Raw genomic sequence first — 20,094 nt, forward strand, 5'->3', positions numbered from 1 at the left:
CGGGGGAACCGTTCACACGTGGCATGGTTGCCGGGGGAAGGAGGGGAAGGGATCAGACCATGGACGCACAGGAATGGGACACCCGCTACACGAACACCCCGTGGGTGTGGAGCGCCGACCCCAACATGTGGGTGGTGCAGGAGTTGGAGGGCCTCCGTCCGGGACGGGCCCTGGATCTGGGGGCGGGCGAGGGGCGCAACGCCGTGTGGCTCGCGCGCCGCGGCTGGCAGGTGGACGCCGTCGACTTCTCACGGGTCGCGCTGCTCCGGGCGGACGAACTCGCCGCGACGCACGGGGTCCAGGTGGCCACCCGGGAGGCCGATCTGACGCAGTACGAGCCGGAGGGGGACGCGTACGACCTCGTGATGGTCGTATACATCCACCTGGCCCACGCGGACATGGAAGCACTCCTGCGCCGGGCTGCCCGTGCGGCACGGCCCGGTGGCACTCTGCTGCTCGTCGGCCATGACGTCAGCAACATCGAGCACGGCACGGGCGGCCCGCAGGATCCGGAGATCCTCACCTCGGTCGCTCAAGTCAGCGCCCTCTGGGGCGAGATGGCGGACCTGGAGGTCGCCGAGGTCCGCAGGCGGCCGGTCGCCCGCGAGGACGAGGTGGTGTCGGCCCTCGACACGGTGGTCCGTGCGGTGCGGCGCTGACGTCCGGGGCCGCCGTCGTCCGCGGCCGCCCGGCCACGCGGGCCTCCGGTGTGACGGGCACCTCCCGGATGTTGACCGCTGTACAACCTTCCGGGGCCCCTGAGGGTCACATGCAGCGCATCCGGGCACGCATGGATTCGACAGGGGATCGATACATGGCCTTCACATCAGGGCGTTCGCCCAAGGGACAGGGTTTTCCCAGGAGTTGGACGGACCGGGCTCCCGGGCCCGACTCAGTCCTGGACCAGCCGGGCGGGTCCGCCGGACGCGCCGCCGTCGGGGACGCGACGCTGACCGCCGTCGGACTCCTCTGCGTGGTCGTCGTCGTGCTCTGCGGCATCGCGGCGAAGGGCGATGCGGGCAACCGCGCGCGCAGTTACGACTCCGAGTACACGGCCGGCTTCGGAGAGGGGCGGCACACCGTGGGGGAGGACGTGCCACCCGGCACCTACGTCAGCAACGGCGCCAGGACCCCGGACGGCGAACGGTGTTCGGTGACTACCGAGCGGGCCGACGGCGGGACCGCTCGGGTGAGGGCGGCCGACCGGGGCGAGCGGGTCGTCGTCACCCTGGGCCGGGACGACAGCGCCGTGACGGTCCGCGGCTGCCAGGACTTCGCACTGCGCGAACTCGACCGCTCAATGCAGCGGCCCTCGGGCGCAGGGCGCTCGAGGGCCGGTTGACGCGAGGAGCCGCCCGACAGCGGCCGGGCGGCGGCGCGTTCAGGGTGCCGTGATCAGCTCGGAGTTCTTGCCGCAGTTCGAGTTCTGCCGGGAGTTCTGGGCGGTGTTCGTCTGGATCGGGCCGTCCCCGCCGGTCGCCCGGACTTCGCCGCGGCCGTGGACTGGGCTGCCGGTCGACCGGTCCACGGCCGAACAGGACGTCTTGTCCTGCACGTCGCTGAGGACGTTGGCGGTGGCCACCCCGGTGTGGTTGCCGCAGTTGAGGTTCTGCTTTCCGGCCTGGGCCGTGGTCAGCGATGCGGGGGAAGTGCCGCCCGCGGCACGGGTGTTGCCCTTGATATGAGTGGGGCTGCGCCGGGACGTGTCGACGGCCTTGCACTCGGTGCGGTGCACGCCCTCGCTCAGCACGTTGGCCGTCACCAGGTTGGCGCTGTTTCCGCAGTCCAGGTTCTGCTTGCCGCTCTGAGCCGTCGTGCGCTGCCCCTCGGTGCTGCTTCCGGATGTCCGCCGCTCCGCCTTGACGTGCACGGGCCGGTTCCGGGTGCGGTCCACCGCCTTGCACCGGATCACCCGATCGTCCTTCTCGAGCACCCGGACGACGACCGGATCGTCGTTGTTGCCGCGCACGCGGTTCTGCACGCCACTCTTGGATGCTGACGTGGAGGTGTGGTCCGGAGCGGTGCGGGGCGCCTTGCCCGCCGGTGCTCCGGCAGCGTGGGCCATGCCCGTGGAGGGGAGGGCCAAGCCGCTCGCCGCCAGTGCCAGCACCGCTGCATGCATGATCTTCCGCACAACTGCCCTTTCGCCGGGTCGGCTTGTTTTCTGGCGTCCTGGGACAACGCCGCGACATCGCAGGGGCAACGCCCCGGTCCGGCACGTCACCCCTTCGGCCGTACGGTGTGCTGTCCCCAACGTCCCTTTTCCACTGGTGTGTTGCCCTCGATCGCCGCGGTCGCCCCGGTCCGGCACGGCCGTCGGTGGACGACTGCCGCCGACCGTGTGACGTCACGTGCCGCCGCATGGGGGACGAATGGTGCAAATCCGTGTCACTCGGTTCCTTGCGGCGTTGAAGGCGGTGCCGGGGCCTGTGGGGCTTCCGGTGAATGTCAGCGCAAAGGACGGAGTGTCGATGCGGAGCGTGAGCAAGGCCGCGATGGTTGCCCTCGCCGTGAGCGGACTGTTGTCCGCAGCCTCGGGTGTGGGCATGGCCGAAAGCAGCGGGCGCGGTGCCCGGGCCACCGGTGGCGACGGAGCCGGTCAGGTGACCCAGCAGAACGCCGCGCAGGAGGGCAGGCAGAACAACTCCTGCGCCGACCCTGGGGACATCAACCCGCTCCAGGGTGAGGCGGAGGCCCGGTGCCTGACCGTCGACAAGTCGAAGATGCTGTTCAGCAAGGTCCGCGGTGGCGGAGCGAAGGCCAAGGGCGGCGACAGCTACTTGGGTTCGATGTTCCAGCGGAACACGGCGCAGGAGGGGAAGCAGAACAACCACTGCGGCAACCCCAACCGCGTCAGCATCTACGACTCGGCCGAAGTCGACTGCCTCGCCCTGGACAAGTCGGTCAGCAAGAAGACCTACACCTCCGGTCGTGGCGCCAAGGCCGAGGGCGGCGACGGTGTGTACACGGTGGACCAGCAGAACACGGCGCAGGAGGGCCGTCAGAACAACAACTGCGGCAACCCCAACCTGGTGACCTTCAACGACTCGACGAAGGCGAAGTGCGTGCTCGTCGACAAGTCGGTGAGCAAGAACACCAGGACCCGTGGCGGCGGCGCCAAGGCCGAGGGCGGCGACTCGCTGGGTGAGCTGTTCCAGCAGAACACGGCGCAGGAGGGGCGGCAGAACAACAACTGCGGCAACCCGAACAACGCCACGCTCAGCGGTCCGACCGAGGTCACGTGCGTGGCTGTCGACGAGTCCGTCGAGATCGATCACCCGAAGAAGAAGCACCACGGCAAGAAGCACCACGGCAAGAAGCACCACGGCAAGAAGCACCACGGGAAGAAGCACCAGGGCAAGAAGTACGGCCACCGCTAGTCGTGTTGCCCCCCGGAGCGTCGTCGATGCTCCGGGGGCTCGGCGTGGGACACCGGGACGGCGGCCTGTGATCGCAGTACGGGGGATCGAGGCACGGGTGCCCGCCGCACAACTGCGGCAACCCGAACAACGCGAGCGTCAACGCCTCGGCGGAGGCACACCCTCGCTGCGGGACTCGTCCGTCGGCAGGAAGACGGTGAGGCGCGGCGGCGGGGCGGCGGTAGTCGGCGGTGACAGCACGGCCGGCACTGTGTTCCGGCAGACGGTGGCGCAGGAGGGCAGGCAGAACAACAGCTGCGACAACGCCTTCCCCGCGACCCTGAACAATTCGTCGGACTCCCGGTGCGGAGCTGCCAATGAGTCCGTCGAGATCTGTCATGGCGAGAAGTAGCGCGCGGCCGTGCGGCAGCTCCTGCCGGGGCTGCCGCACGGCACCGGCGCGGATCGCACGTAGGGACGCGGTCCGCGCCCGCATCAGGAGAGACCGGCCGGGCACTGAGGACGATCTGCCCTACCTCCCCTCGTACGCCTTCTGCAGTGCTCCGATGTCGAACTTGACCATCGAGAGCATGGCTTCGGTCGCGCGCTGGGCCTTCTCCGGGTCGGGGTCGCCGATCCATCCCAGGATCATGCGGGGAACGACCTGCCAGAACAGCCCGTACTTGTCCTGCACCCAGCCGCACGCGTCTTCCCGTCCGCCCTCGGCGAGCCGGTTCCAGTAGTGGTCCACCTCGGCCTGGTCGTCGCACATGATCTGGAACGAGACGGCCTCGTTGAACCTGAACTGCGGGCCGCCGTTCAGGGCGAGGAACTTCTGGCCGTTCGCCGTGAACTCCACCGTCCACACGTCCCCGGTGGTGCCCGGGCCGGCCTCGTTGTAGCGGGTGATCCTGCTGATCGCCGAGTTCTCGAAGACCGACACGTAGAACTCCGCGGCCTCTTGGGCCTGCCCGTCGAACCACAGGCACGTCGTGAATCCGTCAGTGGCCATCGGTACCTCCCGATTCGCAATGAATGCCCACCAGTAGACACCCCTCGGCACGGTGCGCGAACGTCCCGCGCCGAAAGCTGCACCGGCCCGGTGACCGGATCACCGGCGTCGCGCACCGACCAGCAGAAACGGTGGAAGCCCTGCTCTGTGCGGCTGTCGGGCCACAACCCCCGGGCTCGGCGCCGGCTCGTCGACCACCTCGACGGCGAAGCCGTCGGCGATCAGCATGGTGAGATACGTGGACAGCATCCGGTGCTGGTTGCCGGCCCGGCGCACCCCCCGGGGGTTGGCCGAGCGCCAGAAGCCCTCGGCCGGATAGTCGCCGACGACGCGGCGTGCCGGTGCCTCGCCGCCCTCGGTCCAGGTGCTGTGCGGAGCCTCGAAGCACGGATGCGGGACGGTGAAGACGAGGCGCCCGTCCGCCTCCAGGACGCGTCGCACCGCCCGGAGCGCGGCCCCGAGGTCGGGCACGTTGTTCAGGGACAGGCCGGCAGTCACCCACGCGACGGATCCGGTGGGCACCGTGGCGAGCGTGCATCCGTCGTCCACTGCGTACACCGCCCCGGTCGGCCGGAATTTCTCCGCCGCCCGGGCGTACTCGACCAGGGACACGGCGGGGTCGATACCGGTCACGGACGCGCCCCGGGCGGCGAGGGCCCGGGTGATGATCCCCTCCCCGCACCCGAGGTCGAGGACGGACGCGCCGCGCAGGTCCGCAGGGAGCCGATCCAGGAGGATGTCCCGACCGAAGTCGTGCATGGGGGAGCCCGAACGCAGCTGCTCGGTGTACCAGTCGGCGATGGAGTCCCAGGATTCGGTCACATGACGACCATGCCGGAGGGGAGACCGGAGAGGAGGCGGAATGCGGGCATTGCAGGGGCCGGAATCCGGAACGGCGTCTGCTGCGGGGCCGCTGTGCATCCTTCGTCCGGCCGCCGTGAACCCGGCAGTCGTCACGCGTCGAACAGTGCGCTCACCGATTCGCCGTTGTGGATTCGTCGGATGGCCTCGGCCAGCGCCGGGGCGATGGACAGGACGCGCAGCTTGTCGGTGCCGTGGTCGTCGGGGACGGGCACGGTGTTCGTGCAGACGATCTCCGACACGTCCGGCTGTTCCGACAGCCGCTTCAGGGCACCTGCGGAGAACAGGCCGTGCGTGCACGCCACCCTGACCGACCGGGCCCCCAGCTCCCTGAGACGGCCGAGGAGTTCGATGACCGTGCTGCCCTTGGCGATCTCGTCGTCCAGGACGATGATGTCGCGGCCTTCGACTTCTCCTATGACGGAGCTGATGCTGACCCGGTCGTCGGCGAAGCGCTGCTTGGCCCCGGCCGCCACCTTGGTGCCCAGCAGGCGGGCGAACGCTGCGGCCTCCTTGGCGTTGCCGAGGTCGGGCGAGACCACGGTGGTGTTGGACAGGTCGCTGCCCCGGAAGTGCTCGGCCAGCTCGCGCAGCGCGTGCAGATGGTCAACCGGCACCGAGAAGAAGCCGTGGACCTGCGGCGAGTGCAGCGTCAGTGCCAGAACGCGACTGGCGCCCGACGCCACCAGCAGGTCGGCAACCAGGCGTCCGCCGATGGAGATCCGCGGGGCGTCCTTCTTGTCCGAGCGGGCGTAGGAGTAGTGGGGCATGACCACGGTGATCCGGCTCGCGGACGCACCGCGGGCCGCATCGCACATCAGCAGCAGCTCCACGAGGTGCTCCTGCACCGGGGTGACCAGCGGCTGGATCAGGAACACGTCCCGTTCCCGGCAGTTGGCCTGGAGTTGCACCTCGAGGCAGTCGTTCGCGAACCGGTTCACCCGCACCGGGCTGAGGGGGACTCCCAGGTGGCCGCACACCTCCTCGGCCAGCCCGGGGTGGGCGCTCCCGCTGAACACGGCGATGTCTCGCACGAACCGCTCCTCGCTCGGTCGGCACTGCCGGCCCCTGTGTCGCAGGGGCGGAAGGGTTTCCACGCGTCTTCGGTCGGCGGGCAACGGCGACGGCACCGCGCTCGCTGTGCGGCCGGTGTCGGCTAACCGGCCACGAACTGCGTCAGAATGGCCTGCACTTCGTAGATGTCGACGCCCTTGGTGAAGGTCTTCTGGATGGGTGTGGGACTGCCGGAGATCCAGAGCTTGAGCTCCGCGTCCAGGTCGAACGTGCCGGCGGTCTCGACTGCGAAGTGGCTGATGCTCCGGTACGGGACGGAGTGGTACTCCACCTTCTTGCCGGTGAGTCCCTGCTTGTCGACCAGGATCAGCCTGCGGTCGGTGAAGAGGATGGTGTCGCGGATCAACTGGTAGGCGGCGTGGATCTGTTCGCCGGGACCGAGCAGCCGGGCGTACTCCTGCTGGGCCGACGACCTGTCGACGGTGTGTGCGTTTCCGAACAGCGCCACAACAGTCCCCATCCGTTGAAAGTGCATGATCTTCTGCGGTCTTCCGCGAACTGCCCGTTCACCTGGACCCCGTGATCTTCACCGAGGATAGCGGTCCGGGGGTGTCGGGCTCCGGCGAACGGCCGGGTCCGGGGGCGCCCGTCGGCCGGCGGAGACCCGGTCGGGTGCACCGGAGAAACCCCGGCGCGTACGTACGACCTGCCGCCGCGGATGCCGAAGACCCCCAGCCGTGGCCGGGCCGGGGGTCGTGTCACCGGAGCCCGGCCATGTCGGAACGACGAAAGTCCAGGACGGCTAACGGTACGAGGAGCCGACGTTCTTGGAACGGTCGACAGCCATGCAGCGGGTGCTGCTGCTCGACCCGGACGCGGTGAGCGTCGTGTTGTTCGCGCTGGCGCAGTTGTTGTTCTGGCGGCCCTCCTGGGCCGTGTTCTGCTCGAAGACGCTCCCGACGGTCGCGGCACCACCCTTGGTATGGCGGGATCGGCGTGTTCCGCCCGGACGGCGCACTGTTCGTCTTAGCGCGAGATCGGCGGACCGGTGGGCCGGGACCCGTGTGACTCCGAGCGGGCGGACGATGATGCGGAGTCAGTGCCACGGACCCGCGGCGAAGCGTCCCGCAGCATCAGGAAGACCACGGCCCAGGCCAGCAGGACGAACCCGCCCGCGCACAGGAAGGCGAGACTGTAACCGTCCCGCATCGCCTGGACCTGCTCGGACCCGCGTGCCAGCAGGGTGTTGCTGTGCGAGGTGGCCACCGTCGCCAGGACGGCGAGACCGATGGCCGCGCCCGCCTGCTGGGCGGTGTTGTTCAGCCCCGAGGCGAGTCCGGCGTCCCGGGGCCCGGCCCCCGACATGGCCAGCATGATGACCGCCGGGACGGCCAGGCCCATGCCGACCCCCTGGACGACGAGGCTCGGAGCCACGTCCGACCAGTACTGACCGTTCACCGGCGCACGACTCAGCAGGACCAGTCCGGCGCCCAGAGCGGCCAGGCCGGTCAGCAGGACACGCCGAGTGCCGAACCGGGCCGTGAGCCGTGCCGAGAAGAACAACGACATGGTGCCGATCATCAGTGGCGCGGGCAGGAACGCGAGCCCGGTCTGCATCGAATCGAAGGCCAGGCCTCGTTCCAGGTAGAGGGCGTTGAGGAACTGGAAGCCGAACCCCGCGGCGAACACGAGGATCACGACGATGTTGGCGCCGGCGACACCTCGGTCGCGGAGGACGGAGAGTCTCAGCAGTGGTCGGGCGGCTTTGGCCTGGCGTACCACGAAGGCGGCGAGCAGCAGAACCGAGAACGCCCCGTACCCGAAGAGTTCACCGATGCCTGCGCCTGTCCCGGGGATCCGGGAGATGGCGAACACGCCCAGGGAGAGGCCGGCGGTGACGAGCAGGGCTCCCAGGGCGTCGGCGCCTGCGCGCAGTCCCGGCCCGGAGTCAGAGGCCGGTAGTCCCTGCCCGGCGACGACGGCGGCGATGCCGACGGGAAGGTTGACGAGGAACACCCAGTGCCAGCCCAGGACTTCGGTGATCGCACCGCCGACGATCAGACCCACGGACGACGCTCCGCCGGCCGAGACGAAGCTGTAGATGCCCATGGTCTTGGCCTGCTCGGCGGGGTCGGGGTACAGGCCCACGATCATCCCGAGGACCACGGCGGAGGCCAGCGCGGCCCGGGACGCCTGTTCGGTTCTCGAGGTGCTCGGCAGGGTCAGTGGGAAGTGGAGCATCGGGATCCTGCTGGTCACCACGCAGGGGCCGGCACGGTTCACGGAACTGGAGCGGCTGGTCAAGGGCATCAGCCGGCGCATGCTGACGCTCACCCTGCGCAACCTGGAACGGGACGGGCTGCTGACCCGCACCGTCTACCCCACCGTGCCCCCGAAGGTCGAGTACACCGCGACCCCCATGGCCCGTGAGCTCTACGACACCCTGCTGACGCTGGCCGGCTGGGCCGAGCGGCACCTGCACGAGATCGACGAGTCCCGTGTCCGGTACGACCGACGCGCCCTGGCGGAGGCGGAAACGGCCTGATTCACGGGGCGTCGGCAGCGGAACGCCGGGTGGCCGGCCCTGCCGACGAGGGGTGCCGGGAATGCCGCCGGGCCGCGACGGGTTGCCGTACGTCCGCGCTCAACGACGGTGCTCGTAGCGCCGCATGAGTGCAGCACCGCCCGACCAGCCTGCGATGGCGGCCGCCACGGCAGAGGCCCAGGCGGCTGTGTCCGGCGCGCCCAGAGCGGAGAGCAGTGCCCCTGCCACGCCGAAGCCGAGCACGGCTCCGCCGATGCGCACGGCGAACCTGAGCCTTTCGCGAAGGAAGCCCTCGCCGTCCATGCCTCGCCTCCTCGCGGTGAGCCATCCGGCGGCCGCTCTCGAGCCGCGCTGCCGGTCTGCCCGGCCGGGGGCCCGTCACACCTTTTGACGGCTCAGGGCGACCCGCGGCCCCGGAGCCGTGCGCTCCGGGGCCGCCGTACGAACGGCACCGCGGCCTTTCTGCCGCGGGCTTCACTCTCCGGGTTCGGTGCGCTCTGCGTCCCAGCGGGCGAGGTCGCGCAGCCAGACCTGCGCCGAGCTGTCCGAGGGGGCGCGCCAGTCGCCGCGGGGGGATAGGGAACCGCCGGCCGACACCTTCGGCCCGTTGGGCATCGCCGAGCGCTTGAACTGCGCGAACGCGAAGAAGCGGCGGCAGAAGGACTCGAGCCAGTGCCGGATCTCCGGAAGGTCGTAGGCCACCCGTTCGGCCCGCGGGAAGTTGGGCGGCCAGGCGCCGGCGTCCCGGTCGTGCCAGGCGTGCCAGGCCAGGAACGCGATCTTCGTCGGCCGGAAGCCGTAGCGCAGGACGTGGAAGAGGGTGAAGTCGTGCAGCGCGTACGGGCCGATCTTCGACTCGGTGGACTGCAGTTCCTCGCCCGGCACGAGTTCGGGGCTGATCTCCGTGTCGAGGATCGCCGCCAGCGTCTCGCCGGTTTCCTCGTCGAACTGGCCGCTGCTGATGACCCAGCGGATCAGGTGCTGGATGAGTGTCTTCGGCACACCGGAGTTGACGTTGTAGTGGCTCATCTGGTCGCCGACGCCGTACGTGCACCAGCCGAGCGCGAGCTCGGACAGGTCACCGGTGCCGAGCACGATGCCCCCGCGCTGGTTCGCCAGCCGGAACAGGTAGTCGGTGCGCAGGCCGGCCTGCACGTTCTCGAAGGTGACGTCGTACTCGGGCTCTCCGGCCGCGAACGGGTGATCGATCTCCCGGAGCATGAGCCGGGCGGTCGGCGTGATGTCCAGTTCCGACGCCGTGACGCCCAGCGCGCGCATCAGCTTGTGGGCGTTCTGCTTGGTGTGCGCGCCGGTCGCGAAGCCGGGCAGCGTGAAGGCCAGGATGTCGCTGCGCGGTCGGCCCGCGCGGTCCATCGCCCGGGCGGCGACGATCAGCGCGTGCGTGGAGTCGAGACCGCCGGACACCCCGATGACGACCTTCGGGCCGCCGATCGCCGCCAGCCGCTGCTGCAGGCCCACGACCTGGATGTTGTACGCCTCGTAGCAGTCCTGGGCGAGGCGGTCGGGGTCGGCCGGGACGAACGGGAACCGCTCGACCCGGCGGTGCAGTCCGAGGTCGGTCGTCGGCGGGTCGAGCCGGAACGGCACGTGCCGGAAGCCGCCGGTGCGCGCGGCGTGGGTGCGCCGGTTGTCGTCGAAGGTGCCCGTGCGACGGCGCTCCTGCACCAGCAGGTCGAGGTCGATGTCCGCCACCGCGTACTGGTCACCGGGCGGGAAGCGGTCGGTTTCGGCCAGCAGGGTGCCGTTTTCGTAGATCATGGTCTGCCCGTCCCAGGACAGGTCGGTGGTCGACTCGCCCAGCCCGGCAGCCGCGTACACGTACGCGGCGAGGCAGCGCGAGGACGCCGAGCGGCACATCAGCCGCCGGTCGTCGGCGCGTCCGACCGTGATCGGACTGCCCGAGAGGTTGACCAGGACGGTTGCCCCGGCCAGTGCGGCCTCGGCGCTGGGCGGCACCGGCACCCACATGTCCTCGCAGATCTCCGCGTGCAGTACCAGGCCGGGGACGTCCTCGGCCTCGAACAGCAGGTCCACCCCGAAGGGCGCCGTCGCGCCGCCGATCCGGATGGTCCCGCCGCGCTCGTCGTCGCCCGTGGCGATCTGTCGCCGCTCGTAGAACTCCCGGTAGTTCGGCACGTAGGACTTGGGGGCGATGCCGAGGATCCGCCCGCGGTGCACGACCACCGCGCAGTTGTAGAGGCGGTTGCGGTGCCGCAGCGGTGCCCCGACCACGAGCACCGTCATCAGATCCGCCGAAGCGGTCACGATGGTGTCGAGCGCGGCTTCGACGTCGTCGAGCAACGCGTCCTGCAGCAGGAGGTCCTCGACGGAGTAGCCGGACAGGCACAGTTCCGGGAAGACGGCGACGGCGACCCCCTCCTGCGCGCACCGGCGCCCCTGCCGCAGAACCGCCTCGGCGTTGGCGGTCGGGTCGGCGATGGCGGCATGGCCGGTGCACGCGGCCACCCGCGCGCATCCCTGCTGATAGATGGACCAGAAGTTCACCCACCCATCATGTCAGCCGGGTCGGGGACTGCAGGGGCCGGAGGGACGGGCACTGGTGTTGCCGCGGGGAGGGCGCCCGAGGAGACCGGGGGAGGTGACGTTGCGCCGTTCGTGGCCCGGGCTCCCGGCCGGCCGGCGACCGGGGTGCGATCCCGGGAACGGTGTCTCCGAGATGCTCTCCAGCCGCTGTCCGGTCGGACCGCAGCGGAGATCCGGCGCCGCGGCCCCGGCCGGCCGGAGCCCGGCGGCGTCGGCACCCTCGGTCCGTCAGGTGCCGGGGGCCCGGAAGGCGACCTTCCGGCGGGCGGCCTCGTCGATCTCGTCGAGGGTGAGGAGGGGGGTGGCCCGGCTGCGGAGGGCGCCGCTGGCCTTGACGATGAGGCTGCTGGCTGCCATGGAGGCCGGGTCGGGGAAGTCGAGGATGAGCACGATGTCGTCCTCGCCGAAGGCGAAGTACATGGCCTCGACCGTGCCGCCGAGTTCGGTGACGACCTGGTCGACTGCGGCACGACGGCCACTCGCGCAGACCCTTCGTGCCCTCTGGCGTGTACAGCGGGCCGGGGTGCCGCTGGTGCATGTCGGTCCGCCGTACACCAGCCAGCAATGCTCCGAGTGCGGTCACATCGACCGGCGCAACCGCCAGTCACAAGCGACGTTCGCCTGCCGGTCCTGCGGGGCCTTCATGCACGCGGACGACAACGCGTCCCACAACATCGGCCGTAAAGGCGAGAGCGTATGGACTGCGGGGCGTGAGTCACGCGTCCCCGCCACCCCATAGGGGTGTCTGGACGGAGGAGCCCACCCAGCAGCCGGTTGGGCACTACCTCCAAGCCCGGTCGTTCACGGCCGGGTCAAGTTGACTACAGCCGTCTGTCGAACCTCGCCGCGACGGCCTGCTCCAGTGTGAGGCCACTCGCGTCCTCGTCCGGTTCGAGGAACGCATAGATCACAGCGAGCGCCACCAAGCCCATGAGGGAACGGTTGTTGTCGTGATCGATCACACCGGAAGCGGGGTCGCCGATGGCCCGGAGGGTCATTCCGTCGTTGGCCGCGGACAGGGCGTTGGCGAGGTCGTCGCGGGTGAGGCCCTCGCGCAGTCGCAGGCGGCGCGCCCGTATGACGGTGCCGTACAGCTGCTTCCACGAGCCGAGGTAATCCCCGTACACGGCGGAGATTATTCGCCTGACCTCGTCGTCTCCCTCGGCCGCCGCCATGAGTGCGAGGCTCAGCCGGACTTGGGGCAGGTCGACACCCTCGGCGGCGTGCCGATGGGCGACTTCGTGTACGGCGTTTGCGAAATCCGGGCCACGCACCAGTCTTTCGATGTTGGCTTTCCGCTGCTTCCGGTACTCGGGCCGGTAGTTCTCCCGCCAGAGAGCGAAGTTGAGCAGGTCGACGATGAAGTTCGAGTGCGGCTCCCAGCGATCTCTCAACATCGATCCGCCGTTGCCGTTCCGGACGAACGGGGGCGGGTTGCGATGGAACTCCTCGGCAACCCTGCGCTGGGAGAGGGGGCCCAGCAGCAGGAGCTCACTGTTGACGCGTTGCCGGCCGCCGGGGCCGAAGTGCCGGTGGAGCAGCCGCATTCCGGCGGCCAGGAACGCTGCGGTCTCCGGGCTGTTCGCGAGCCGGCGGCGGCCCATGGGAGTGATGCGCCTGAGATTGCGCAGCACCCCGGACACGTCCTGGTTGTAGGGGAAAGGAAGGTTCCGTTTCCGTCGGTGGCCCGGCGGCTCGTCCATATCGCTCATGCATGCATGTTGCCTTCGCCGTCGTCACCCCAACAGGGACGCAGATGCGCGGAGTTCGAGCGCAGTGGACGACTCCGCGCGGCTGCGGGGCAGCGGATCCGTCCGCGACCGCGCTACACCGGGGACCTCCTGATACGAGAAGGGTGATCGAGGATGCGCAACTTCGACATGGGGGTTGTCGGCTGGGCGCTGACGGCTGTCGCCGTCAGCAGCGCTCTGGTCCGGCTGATCCTCGGCGCGCTCGCCGTCCATGCGACCCGCAAACTGCTCACCGAATCCACCGATCGCACCCATCTCCTCGCGGTGCTGCGCGCGCTCCTCAGCAGCCTGAAATCCCCACGGCGTTGAGCACGCCATGTGGCAGCGAACCGGCCGTCCACTGACGCACCATGGCGCAGGAACCGACCGGCCCCGACTCCCGGAGCCGCAGGCCGGGGACCGGTGCGGTCCGGCCTTGCGTACGTCGCATCCACCGCTACCGGTATCCGCAGCCCCGAGCGGCGACGTACCGGTGAACTCTCCAGGCCCTTTCCGGACACCCGCCGGAAGTCACGCAGGGGCCGTTCAGGAACCGGTGGATCGCTGAACGCCGCCGCCGGCTTCGACGAACACCCGGCCCCGATGAGCGTGAGCGACGGAAGGGAGTTCCCGGACCGGTGGCCGGGAACTCCCTTCAGCGGAGGTGCGGATCAGAAGGTGGAGACGTTGAGCAGCTTCTCCTGGATGCCGTCGGGGTCGCCGGCCGGCCAGCTGTAATTGGTGGTGCCTGCCGTCTGGAGGGCCGACTTCACGGTGCTCGGGGAGGCACTGGGGTGGGTGGCCCTGTACAGAGCCGCAGCGCCCGCCACGTGCGGCGTGGCCATCGAGGTACCCGAGATGGTGTTGTAGGCGCCACCCTTCCAGGTGGACTCGATGCAGACACCCGGGGCCATGATGTCGACGTCGGCACCGTAGTTGGAGAAGTCGGCGATGGTGTCGTCGACGTCGCTGCGGCAGGTGGCAGCGGCCCCGCCACCGGGCTGGCCGTTGAAGTCGGCCAGGGCGCTGACCGTGATGACCTCGTCGTAGGCGGCCGGCGTGTGGTTGGCCGCATCATCGGTCTCGTTGCCCGCTGCCACGGCGTAGGTCACGCCCGCGGCGACGGAGTTGCACATGGCCTCGTGCATGGCGTCCTGATTGGTACCGCAGACGCTGTCCGTACCGGCCCCGCCGAGGCTCATGTTGGCGACCTCGATCTCGTCGGCGTGGGCGGTCACGTAGTCGATGCCGCAGATCACATCCGACCAGGTGCCGCTGCCGGCGTTGTTGAGCACACGGACGGGCCAAACGCGGGCACCAGGAGCCATGCCGACGACGCCGTTGCCGTCGTCGAGTGCACCGATCGTGCCGGAGACATGCGTGCCGTGTCCGTTGCCGTCGTCGGCGCTGTTGCCCGTTGAGCAATTCTTGGCACCGGCGGTGTTGACATTGAGGTCGGGGTGGTCGAGGTCTATACCGGTGTCGATGACGGCGACGTCGACGTTGACGCGCTCGTCCGTGCCGTTGATCTTCGCCGTGGGGCTGAGGTCGGCGTCCGCGCGGTTGATGCCCGTGGGGGTGGACTGAGCATCGGTGCTGACGGTGCCATCACGCTGGACCAGCAGGACGCGGGAGTCGCGCGCGATCCGGGCCGCAGCCGTGTCACTCATCTTGGCCGAGTAGCCGTGGATGGAGTGTGCGTAGAGGTGGTTGACAGTGGTTCCGTAAGCGCGGGAGTGCTCGGACGCCACCGACGACGAGTTGGCCGAGTCGCGCAGCATGACGATGTAGCCACTGCTGGCCGGAGCAGCCTGGGCCGGGACCGTGGCCACCGCAGCGGCGGCCATAACCGCCCCGGCGAACAGGGCAGCGGACAGGGATCTACGCATGGTTGGGCTTCCTCTCCGAGGGATCATGAAAACCAGGGGGGTGGCCATGCGGTCCTGCTGTCCGACGCTTCCACGTCCGACCGGAGGCAGCATGCTCAAGTCTGAGTTATGTCCTGCTCACATGGGGTGTGAGCTCTGTGCGTACGTGCCGATGTCGTGCAGCGAAGTCAGGGGCCGCCGTGAATGCCGTGTCCCTGACAAACGCTCAGGAGAGTTTCACCCCCCGATCGACGTGCTGCAAGACCTCCTTCGGTGCCAAGTGTCATGAAATGCGTCTTAGATCACTGAAAGGCCACTGGAAGCGAATTTTGAGCAGTTCCCATCACGCTGCACACATCGGCCATGAGCCGTCACACTGCGCCTTGGACTTGTCGTACTTCGCTCCTCGACGATCGCTGCAAGGCCGAGGGGAGGCCGGGTCGGCACTGGTGGAGTCGGGCGTCATCGAACAGCGGTAGCGCGATGTCCTGGAAGTCGAGCCCGGTTGCCCGGTGAGCGCATGACCGGCTCGCAGGTCTCGCCGCCGTCGGCCCTCCCGGACGCATGCACTTCCACGACCAGAGGTACACCGGGAACACGCTCGCCTCCAGCGCAGGGGCCGGGAGGCGGGAGCTGATGACGCGGACGGGCAGCAGCACCGCGCGCGCCCTTCTGATTCACCGGCACATGACCGGCGGCCGGGACCGTGCGATCGCCGACGAGCTCGGCGCGGTGATCCGGACGAGCCGCGGGGACGGGGACCCCGGAGCGACGTAGTGGCACGTCTGTGGCACGCGTCTGATCAACGAAAAGGGCCGGCCCCGGCGGATGACTCCGCTGAGCCGGCCCTTTGTCGTGTGCCCCCGGCAGGATTCGAACCTGCGACACCCGCTTTAGGAGAGCGGTGCTCTATCCCCTGAGCTACGGAGGCGTGGCCGCCCGCGAGGACTGCCGGGACGTAGCCTACCGGGTTCCCGCCGGGGCGCGGTGCGGGGTTCACCGGCCATCGGCCGGGGCCAGGAGATGACCGGTTCACGACCGGCCGACGGCGGACGCCCTGCCGGACGGGCCCCGGCCGGGTGATGACCGCAGTCACGGCCGGGTGACGCGGACGCGGTGCCGACCGTCCCCGTCGCGACCGGTCACCTCGATCGACACCCCGGTCCGCCGGTCGCTGAACTGCTCGTGCAGCCCGAAGGGCGCGTCCGTCAGCTCGGCGTTCGCGTTGGCCTCCTTCGCGCAGCCACCGCTGTCGGGCGCGCTGTCCGCCACGACCACCGGCCCGCTGCCGCTGTCGACGGCCGCGTCCACCCAGTAGACGAGGGCCCCCGGCTTGCAGACCGCGTGATCGTTGCCCGCCTGGGTGCGTACCTCCACCGCCCAGCCGGCCGTGTCCGAGACGGGCACGTACAGCAACTTTTTCCCGTCGGGCCCGGCCAGCGGGGACAGCACGTGGACGCTGCTCCCGTGCCCCGTGGCGCACGCGAACCGACCGCCCCCCAGCCACCCGAGCTTGCGCTTGTGCCAGGCCAGGAAGTCGTTGCCGGCGCCCCAGTCCTCCGACATGACGTCCCAGTGCCCGGCCTTGCCGCCGCCGTCGGCCGTGTACAGGTCGGGCACCCCGAAGGCGTGCGCATTCTCGTGCGGCAGGACGCGGAACGCGTTGTGGCGGGCGGTCGGCGACCCGTCGTCCTGGCGGCTGTAGACGAACGACACGTCGGTCAGCGGCACCCCGTCGGCCTTCGGCACGTCCCGCAGCCCCGAGTAGGTGACGGACAGGACGGTGTCGACGGCGGACGGTCCGGCATTGGGCGTCACCAGCACGTTGACCAGGTCGTAGAGCCGGAAGTCGACCCGCGGATCGGCCGCGTTCACGATGTCCTGAACGAGCCTGCGATAGCCGGGGGAGTAGGGGCTGCCGCGCTTGATCCCGTAGGAGGCGAAGCTGCGCGGCATCCGCAGCCAACGGGGGACCGGCGCGTACGCACGGTAGTCGAGCGCCCCGTACGAACTGGTGCGGTACCAGTCGGAGGTCCGCGGAAAGAACTCGCGGAAGCGCTCGCGGGCGGTGCCCTCGCCCCGAACGTCCGGGAAATCGATCATGAGGTTGAGGGCCTTCAGCGTCCCCGTGCTGCGGACACGCCCCGGAGGCGTGGGCAGGCCCTCCGACATCTCCACGCCGGGCACCGGCGCGGGGGAGCACGGGGCGCTCGCACGAGCCAGGCCGCCCGACAGGAACGACGACTGGGCGAGCTGGGCCGCGGTGGCAGTGGTCGAGGCCCCGAGAGCGACCGCGGCGGTCGTCAGCAACACGGTCACACGGCGGGGCCTGCGTATTCGCCTCCGAAGGCGGGCCTGCTCCATGGTCGTCGCTTTCGGCTCGGGGCAGCCCGGTCCGGCTCGGCGGCTGCGTCGTCCCTTCACCGTGCGGCGGCGCCCCGTTCGGCTGCACGACGACTGGAGCCGTACGGGTGAATCCGCGGGCCGTTCGGGCGCTCCCGCACCGGATGTCGTTGACGGACGGGGCGCGGGGAACGCTCCTGCGCGAGTTCGGCACGATCGCGCCCGGTCAGGCACGCCCGCGACGCGCGCCGCGGCCTGCCGCCGGGCCCCTGCACCGCCTCATGTGATGCGCATCACGCCATCTCCGCGAAATAACCGGTGAGAGTTTCCCCGTTTTCCTGGCGTCCACGCGATCCGGGGCGTCCGCCCCCGGCCGAGCGCCGGAGGGGGCGCGCCTGTGACTGCTGTGACAACCGGCCGCCTTCGGCCCCGGATGCGGGCCGACGCCCAGCGCAACCGGGAACGGATCGTCGCCGCCGCCCGCGAGATGTTCGTCGAACAGGGGCCGGACGTCGCCCTGGACGAGGTCGCGCGCCGGGCCGGCGTCGGCAATGCCACCCTCTATCGCCACTTCGCCGACCGGCAGGAACTGCTCCGGCAGGTGACCCTGCTTGTCATGGCCCGGGTGGCCGACCGGGCGGAGGCCGCACGGGACGAGAGCGACCCGTTCGAGGCGTTGCGCCGCTTCGTCCATGCCGCAGCCGAGGAGCGGGTCGGCGCCCTCTCCCCCCTGATCTCCGACGGCATCGACCGCGACGGCCCCGAACTCTTCGAGGAGCGGACCCGGCTGGAACGTGCCGTCGAGGCCCTGATGGCCGCCGGTCGCCGCCGGGGACTGCTCCGGGACGACGTCGCGGTCGGCGATCTCATGGTCGCCGTGGCCCAGTTGACCCGCCCGCTGCCGGGAAGCGACTGTACTGACTTCGACGGCTTCGTCCACCGGCACCTGCACCTGTTCCTCGACGGGCTGCGGCCGTCCGCGCAGTCCGAACTGCCCGGCGAACCAGCCACGTTGGAGGCCCTGCGACGGCCGTCCTGATGCCCCGGCCGTCCCGGCGCGTCGACGCAACCGGCGCATCGCCCCTCCTCCGACCTGCACCGTCCCGCTTTGCCGCCCTGTCCCGTACTGATCAGCACCACGAGGAAGTCGATCCATGCCCGCTGCCGTCACCGACGGAGTGTCCGCCGTCAGGCCGGAACTCCCCGAGCCCGCCCCCAACCGCTGGAAGACGCTGGTCTTCATAGCCCTCGCCCAGTTGATGGTCGTCCTCGACGCGACCGTCGTGAACATCGCCCTGCCCTCGGCCCAGGCCGACCTCGGGTTCTCCGACGGCAACCGGCAGTGGGTCATCACCGCCTACGCCCTCGCGTTCGGGGGGCTCCTGCTCTTCGGCGGCCGGGTCGCCGACCTCTGGGGACGCAGGCGCACCTTCATCACCGGACTCGTCGGCTTCGCCCTCGCCTCCGCACTCGGCGGCGCCGCCGCGACCACCGGCGTCCTGCTCGCCTCCCGTGCTCTCCAGGGCGTGTTCGGCGCGCTGCTCGCCCCGGCCGCCCTGTCACTGCTCGCCGTGACGTTCACCGAGGCGAAGGAGCGGGCCAAGGCATTCGGCATCTACGGAGCCATCGCCGGCGGCGGAGGAGCGATCGGCCTGATACTCGGCGGCGTCCTCACCGAGTACATGGACTGGCGCTGGACCTTCTTCATCAACATCCCGATCGCGGCCGTCGCAGTGGCGGGCGCGGCGCTGGTGATCACGGAGCCTGCAGGTGCCCGCAACCGCTCGCGCCTGGACGTCCCCGGCGTCGCCCTGGCCACCCTCGGCCTGGTTTCGCTGGTCTACGGCTTCACCCGCGCCGAGAGCCACGGCTGGACCGAGGACGTCACCCTGGCGCTGTTCGCCGCGTCCGCGGTGCTGCTCGGCACCTTCGTCGCCGTCGAACACCGCACGAAGGCGCCGCTGCTGCCGCTGCGCGTGGTCGCCGACCGGAACCGGGGCGGTGTCTACCTGTCGCTGGGCCTCGCGGTCATCGGCATGTTCGGCCTGTTCCTCTTCCTCACCTACTACCTGCAGGTGGTCAGGGGATACAGCCCCGTCGCTTCCGGGCTCGCCTTCCTGCCGATGGTGGCCGGCATGGTCACCGGGTCGACGCAGATCGGCGCCCGGCTCATGACGCGCATCGCCCCTCGGATGCTGATGGCGCCGGGCTTCCTGCTCGCCGCGGTCGGCATGCTCGTGCTGACCCGGATCGACGTCGACACTCCGTACGCCGGTCTGATCCTGCCCGGGCTGCTGCTCATGGGGCTGGGCATGGGTACCGCCTTCATGCCGGCGATGAGTCTGGCGACGCACCGGGTCCAGCCGCGGGACGCCGGGGTCGCCTCCGCCATGGTGAACACCTCGCAGCAGGTCGGCGGCGCCATCGGCACGGCCCTGCTCAACACGGTCGCCGCGAATGCCACCACCGACTGGGTCGCTTCGCACGCCACCCCGGCCGCGGCCGGGCGCGCACTGCAGGTGGAGGCCGTGGTGCACGGCTACTCGACGGCGATCGGGTGGGCCGCGGGCATTCTGACGCTGGCCTCGGTCATCGCGCTCGTCCTCGTCAACGCAGGCCGGCAGGACGGGGCGCCGGGCCCCGCGGGCGGCGCCCGGCGTCCCGACGGTGACGCGGCGACCGCTGCGCCCGTGCTCGCCCACTGACGCACGCGACCGTGAGAGGGGCCGCCCGGCGGACGGGCGGCCCCTTTCTTGTTGAATATTGAATCAATTTGGTCGTACGGTGGAGGCAGTAA

21 protein-coding genes and 1 tRNA gene are annotated in these 20,094 nt (G+C 70.1%); 9 read left to right on the forward strand and 13 right to left on the reverse strand.

Annotation, left to right across the window (positions count from 1 at the left end; translation table 11 throughout):
- Positions 1-59 precede the first annotated feature (59 nt).
- Positions 60-659, forward strand: a complete 600-nt coding sequence (locus M1E25_RS17035) for a class I SAM-dependent methyltransferase (protein WP_251416401.1) — start codon at positions 60-62, stop codon at positions 657-659.
- Positions 660-814: 155 nt separating this feature from the next.
- Positions 815-1,342 (forward strand): Rv1352/Rv1906c domain-containing protein, encoded by a 528-nt coding sequence (locus tag M1E25_RS17040; protein WP_251416403.1) that lies wholly within the window; start codon positions 815-817, stop codon positions 1,340-1,342.
- Positions 1,343-1,381: 39 nt separating this feature from the next.
- Here the strand turns inward: M1E25_RS17040 and M1E25_RS17045 are convergent, their stop codons facing one another.
- Entirely contained in the window at positions 1,382-2,122 is a 741-nt protein-coding gene (locus M1E25_RS17045) for a hypothetical protein (RefSeq protein WP_251416405.1), read from the reverse strand.
- Positions 2,123-2,471: 349 nt separating this feature from the next.
- Between M1E25_RS17045 and M1E25_RS17050 the strand changes: the two genes are divergently transcribed.
- Both M1E25_RS17050 and M1E25_RS17055 read left to right on the forward strand, forming a co-directional pair.
- Positions 2,472-3,380 (forward strand): hypothetical protein, encoded by a 909-nt coding sequence (locus M1E25_RS17050; protein ID WP_251416407.1) that lies wholly within the window; start codon positions 2,472-2,474, stop codon positions 3,378-3,380.
- A 67-nt stretch (positions 3,381-3,447) separates the two neighbouring features.
- Positions 3,448-3,771 carry a hypothetical protein gene (locus M1E25_RS17055; protein WP_251416410.1) on the forward strand — a complete coding sequence of 108 codons (324 nt, stop codon included), beginning with the start codon at positions 3,448-3,450 and terminating at the stop codon, positions 3,769-3,771.
- Positions 3,772-3,891: 120 nt separating this feature from the next.
- Here the strand turns inward: M1E25_RS17055 and M1E25_RS17060 are convergent, their stop codons facing one another.
- The 5 genes from M1E25_RS17060 to M1E25_RS17080 form a co-directional block, all read right to left on the reverse strand.
- Positions 3,892-4,371, reverse strand: a complete 480-nt coding sequence (locus tag M1E25_RS17060) for a VOC family protein (protein WP_251416413.1) — start codon at positions 4,369-4,371, stop codon at positions 3,892-3,894.
- A 99-nt stretch (positions 4,372-4,470) separates the two neighbouring features.
- Positions 4,471-5,193: a class I SAM-dependent methyltransferase gene (locus M1E25_RS17065; RefSeq protein WP_251416415.1), complete on the reverse strand. Its 723-nt coding sequence runs from the start codon at positions 5,191-5,193 to the stop codon at positions 4,471-4,473.
- Between the two features lie 131 nt (positions 5,194-5,324).
- Positions 5,325-6,266, reverse strand: a complete 942-nt coding sequence (locus M1E25_RS17070) for a ribose-phosphate diphosphokinase (protein WP_251416417.1) — start codon at positions 6,264-6,266, stop codon at positions 5,325-5,327.
- Positions 6,267-6,388: 122 nt separating this feature from the next.
- Positions 6,389-6,754 (reverse strand): PH domain-containing protein, encoded by a 366-nt coding sequence (locus M1E25_RS17075; protein ID WP_251416779.1) that lies wholly within the window; start codon positions 6,752-6,754, stop codon positions 6,389-6,391.
- A gap of 518 nt (positions 6,755-7,272) precedes the next feature.
- The gene (locus M1E25_RS17080; protein ID WP_251416419.1) at positions 7,273-8,487 is read right to left on the reverse strand and encodes an MFS transporter; all 1,215 of its coding nucleotides are present in this window, start codon (positions 8,485-8,487) and stop codon (positions 7,273-7,275) included.
- Here M1E25_RS17080 and M1E25_RS17085 point away from each other — a divergent pair.
- Positions 8,456-8,791, forward strand: a complete 336-nt coding sequence (locus M1E25_RS17085; RefSeq protein WP_372500960.1) for a winged helix-turn-helix transcriptional regulator — start codon at positions 8,456-8,458, stop codon at positions 8,789-8,791. The genes M1E25_RS17080 and M1E25_RS17085 overlap by 32 nt on opposite strands.
- A gap of 99 nt (positions 8,792-8,890) precedes the next feature.
- Here the strand turns inward: M1E25_RS17085 and M1E25_RS17090 are convergent, their stop codons facing one another.
- From M1E25_RS17090 to M1E25_RS17100, 3 genes are all read right to left on the reverse strand, one after another.
- Entirely contained in the window at positions 8,891-9,094 is a 204-nt protein-coding gene (locus M1E25_RS17090) for a hypothetical protein (protein ID WP_251416421.1), read from the reverse strand.
- A 171-nt stretch (positions 9,095-9,265) separates the two neighbouring features.
- On the reverse strand, positions 9,266-11,317 hold the full coding sequence (locus tag M1E25_RS17095; protein WP_251416423.1) for an NAD(+) synthase: 2,052 nt from the start codon (positions 11,315-11,317) through the stop codon (positions 9,266-9,268).
- 267 nt (positions 11,318-11,584) lie between these two features.
- On the reverse strand, positions 11,585-11,911 hold the full coding sequence (locus M1E25_RS17100; RefSeq protein WP_251416425.1) for a GYD domain-containing protein: 327 nt from the start codon (positions 11,909-11,911) through the stop codon (positions 11,585-11,587).
- On the opposite strand from M1E25_RS17100, the gene M1E25_RS17105 reads away from it, so the two are divergent.
- Positions 11,889-12,095: a zinc ribbon domain-containing protein gene (locus M1E25_RS17105; protein ID WP_251416428.1), complete on the forward strand. Its 207-nt coding sequence runs from the start codon at positions 11,889-11,891 to the stop codon at positions 12,093-12,095. The two genes, M1E25_RS17100 and M1E25_RS17105, sit on opposite strands and share 23 nt — an antisense overlap.
- An 82-nt stretch (positions 12,096-12,177) precedes the next feature.
- Here M1E25_RS17105 and M1E25_RS17110 read toward each other — a convergent pair whose 3' ends face one another.
- Positions 12,178-13,068 (reverse strand): hypothetical protein, encoded by an 891-nt coding sequence (locus tag M1E25_RS17110; RefSeq protein ID WP_251416431.1) that lies wholly within the window; start codon positions 13,066-13,068, stop codon positions 12,178-12,180.
- A 153-nt stretch (positions 13,069-13,221) separates the two neighbouring features.
- Between M1E25_RS17110 and M1E25_RS17115 the strand changes: the two genes are divergently transcribed.
- The gene (locus M1E25_RS17115; protein ID WP_251416433.1) at positions 13,222-13,416 is read left to right on the forward strand and encodes a hypothetical protein; all 195 of its coding nucleotides are present in this window, start codon (positions 13,222-13,224) and stop codon (positions 13,414-13,416) included.
- 341 nt (positions 13,417-13,757) lie between these two features.
- Here the strand turns inward: M1E25_RS17115 and M1E25_RS17120 are convergent, their stop codons facing one another.
- The 3 genes from M1E25_RS17120 to M1E25_RS17135 all read right to left on the reverse strand — a co-directional run bounded on the left by M1E25_RS17120 (position 13,758) and on the right by M1E25_RS17135 (position 17,318).
- Positions 13,758-14,975: a S8 family peptidase gene (locus M1E25_RS17120; protein ID WP_251416436.1), complete on the reverse strand. Its 1,218-nt coding sequence runs from the start codon at positions 14,973-14,975 to the stop codon at positions 13,758-13,760.
- 837 nt (positions 14,976-15,812) lie between these two features.
- Positions 15,813-15,885: transfer RNA gene (locus M1E25_RS17130), tRNA-Arg, on the reverse strand.
- A 161-nt stretch (positions 15,886-16,046) separates the two neighbouring features.
- Positions 16,047-17,318, reverse strand: a complete 1,272-nt coding sequence (locus M1E25_RS17135; protein ID WP_251416437.1) for a M6 family metalloprotease domain-containing protein — start codon at positions 17,316-17,318, stop codon at positions 16,047-16,049.
- Between the two features lie 412 nt (positions 17,319-17,730).
- Between M1E25_RS17135 and M1E25_RS17140 the strand changes: the two genes are divergently transcribed.
- Together M1E25_RS17140 and M1E25_RS17145 are read left to right on the forward strand one after the other, a co-directional pair.
- Complete coding sequence (locus M1E25_RS17140; RefSeq protein ID WP_251416783.1) at positions 17,731-18,336, forward strand: TetR/AcrR family transcriptional regulator; 606 nt, start codon at positions 17,731-17,733, stop codon at positions 18,334-18,336.
- Between the two features lie 115 nt (positions 18,337-18,451).
- Complete coding sequence (locus tag M1E25_RS17145; protein WP_251416439.1) at positions 18,452-20,002, forward strand: MFS transporter; 1,551 nt, start codon at positions 18,452-18,454, stop codon at positions 20,000-20,002.
- The last annotated feature ends 92 nt before the right edge of the window (positions 20,003-20,094 follow it).

The organism is Streptomyces meridianus (assembly GCF_023703325.1).
Taxonomy (GTDB): Bacteria; Actinomycetota; Actinomycetes; order Streptomycetales; family Streptomycetaceae; genus Streptomyces; species Streptomyces meridianus.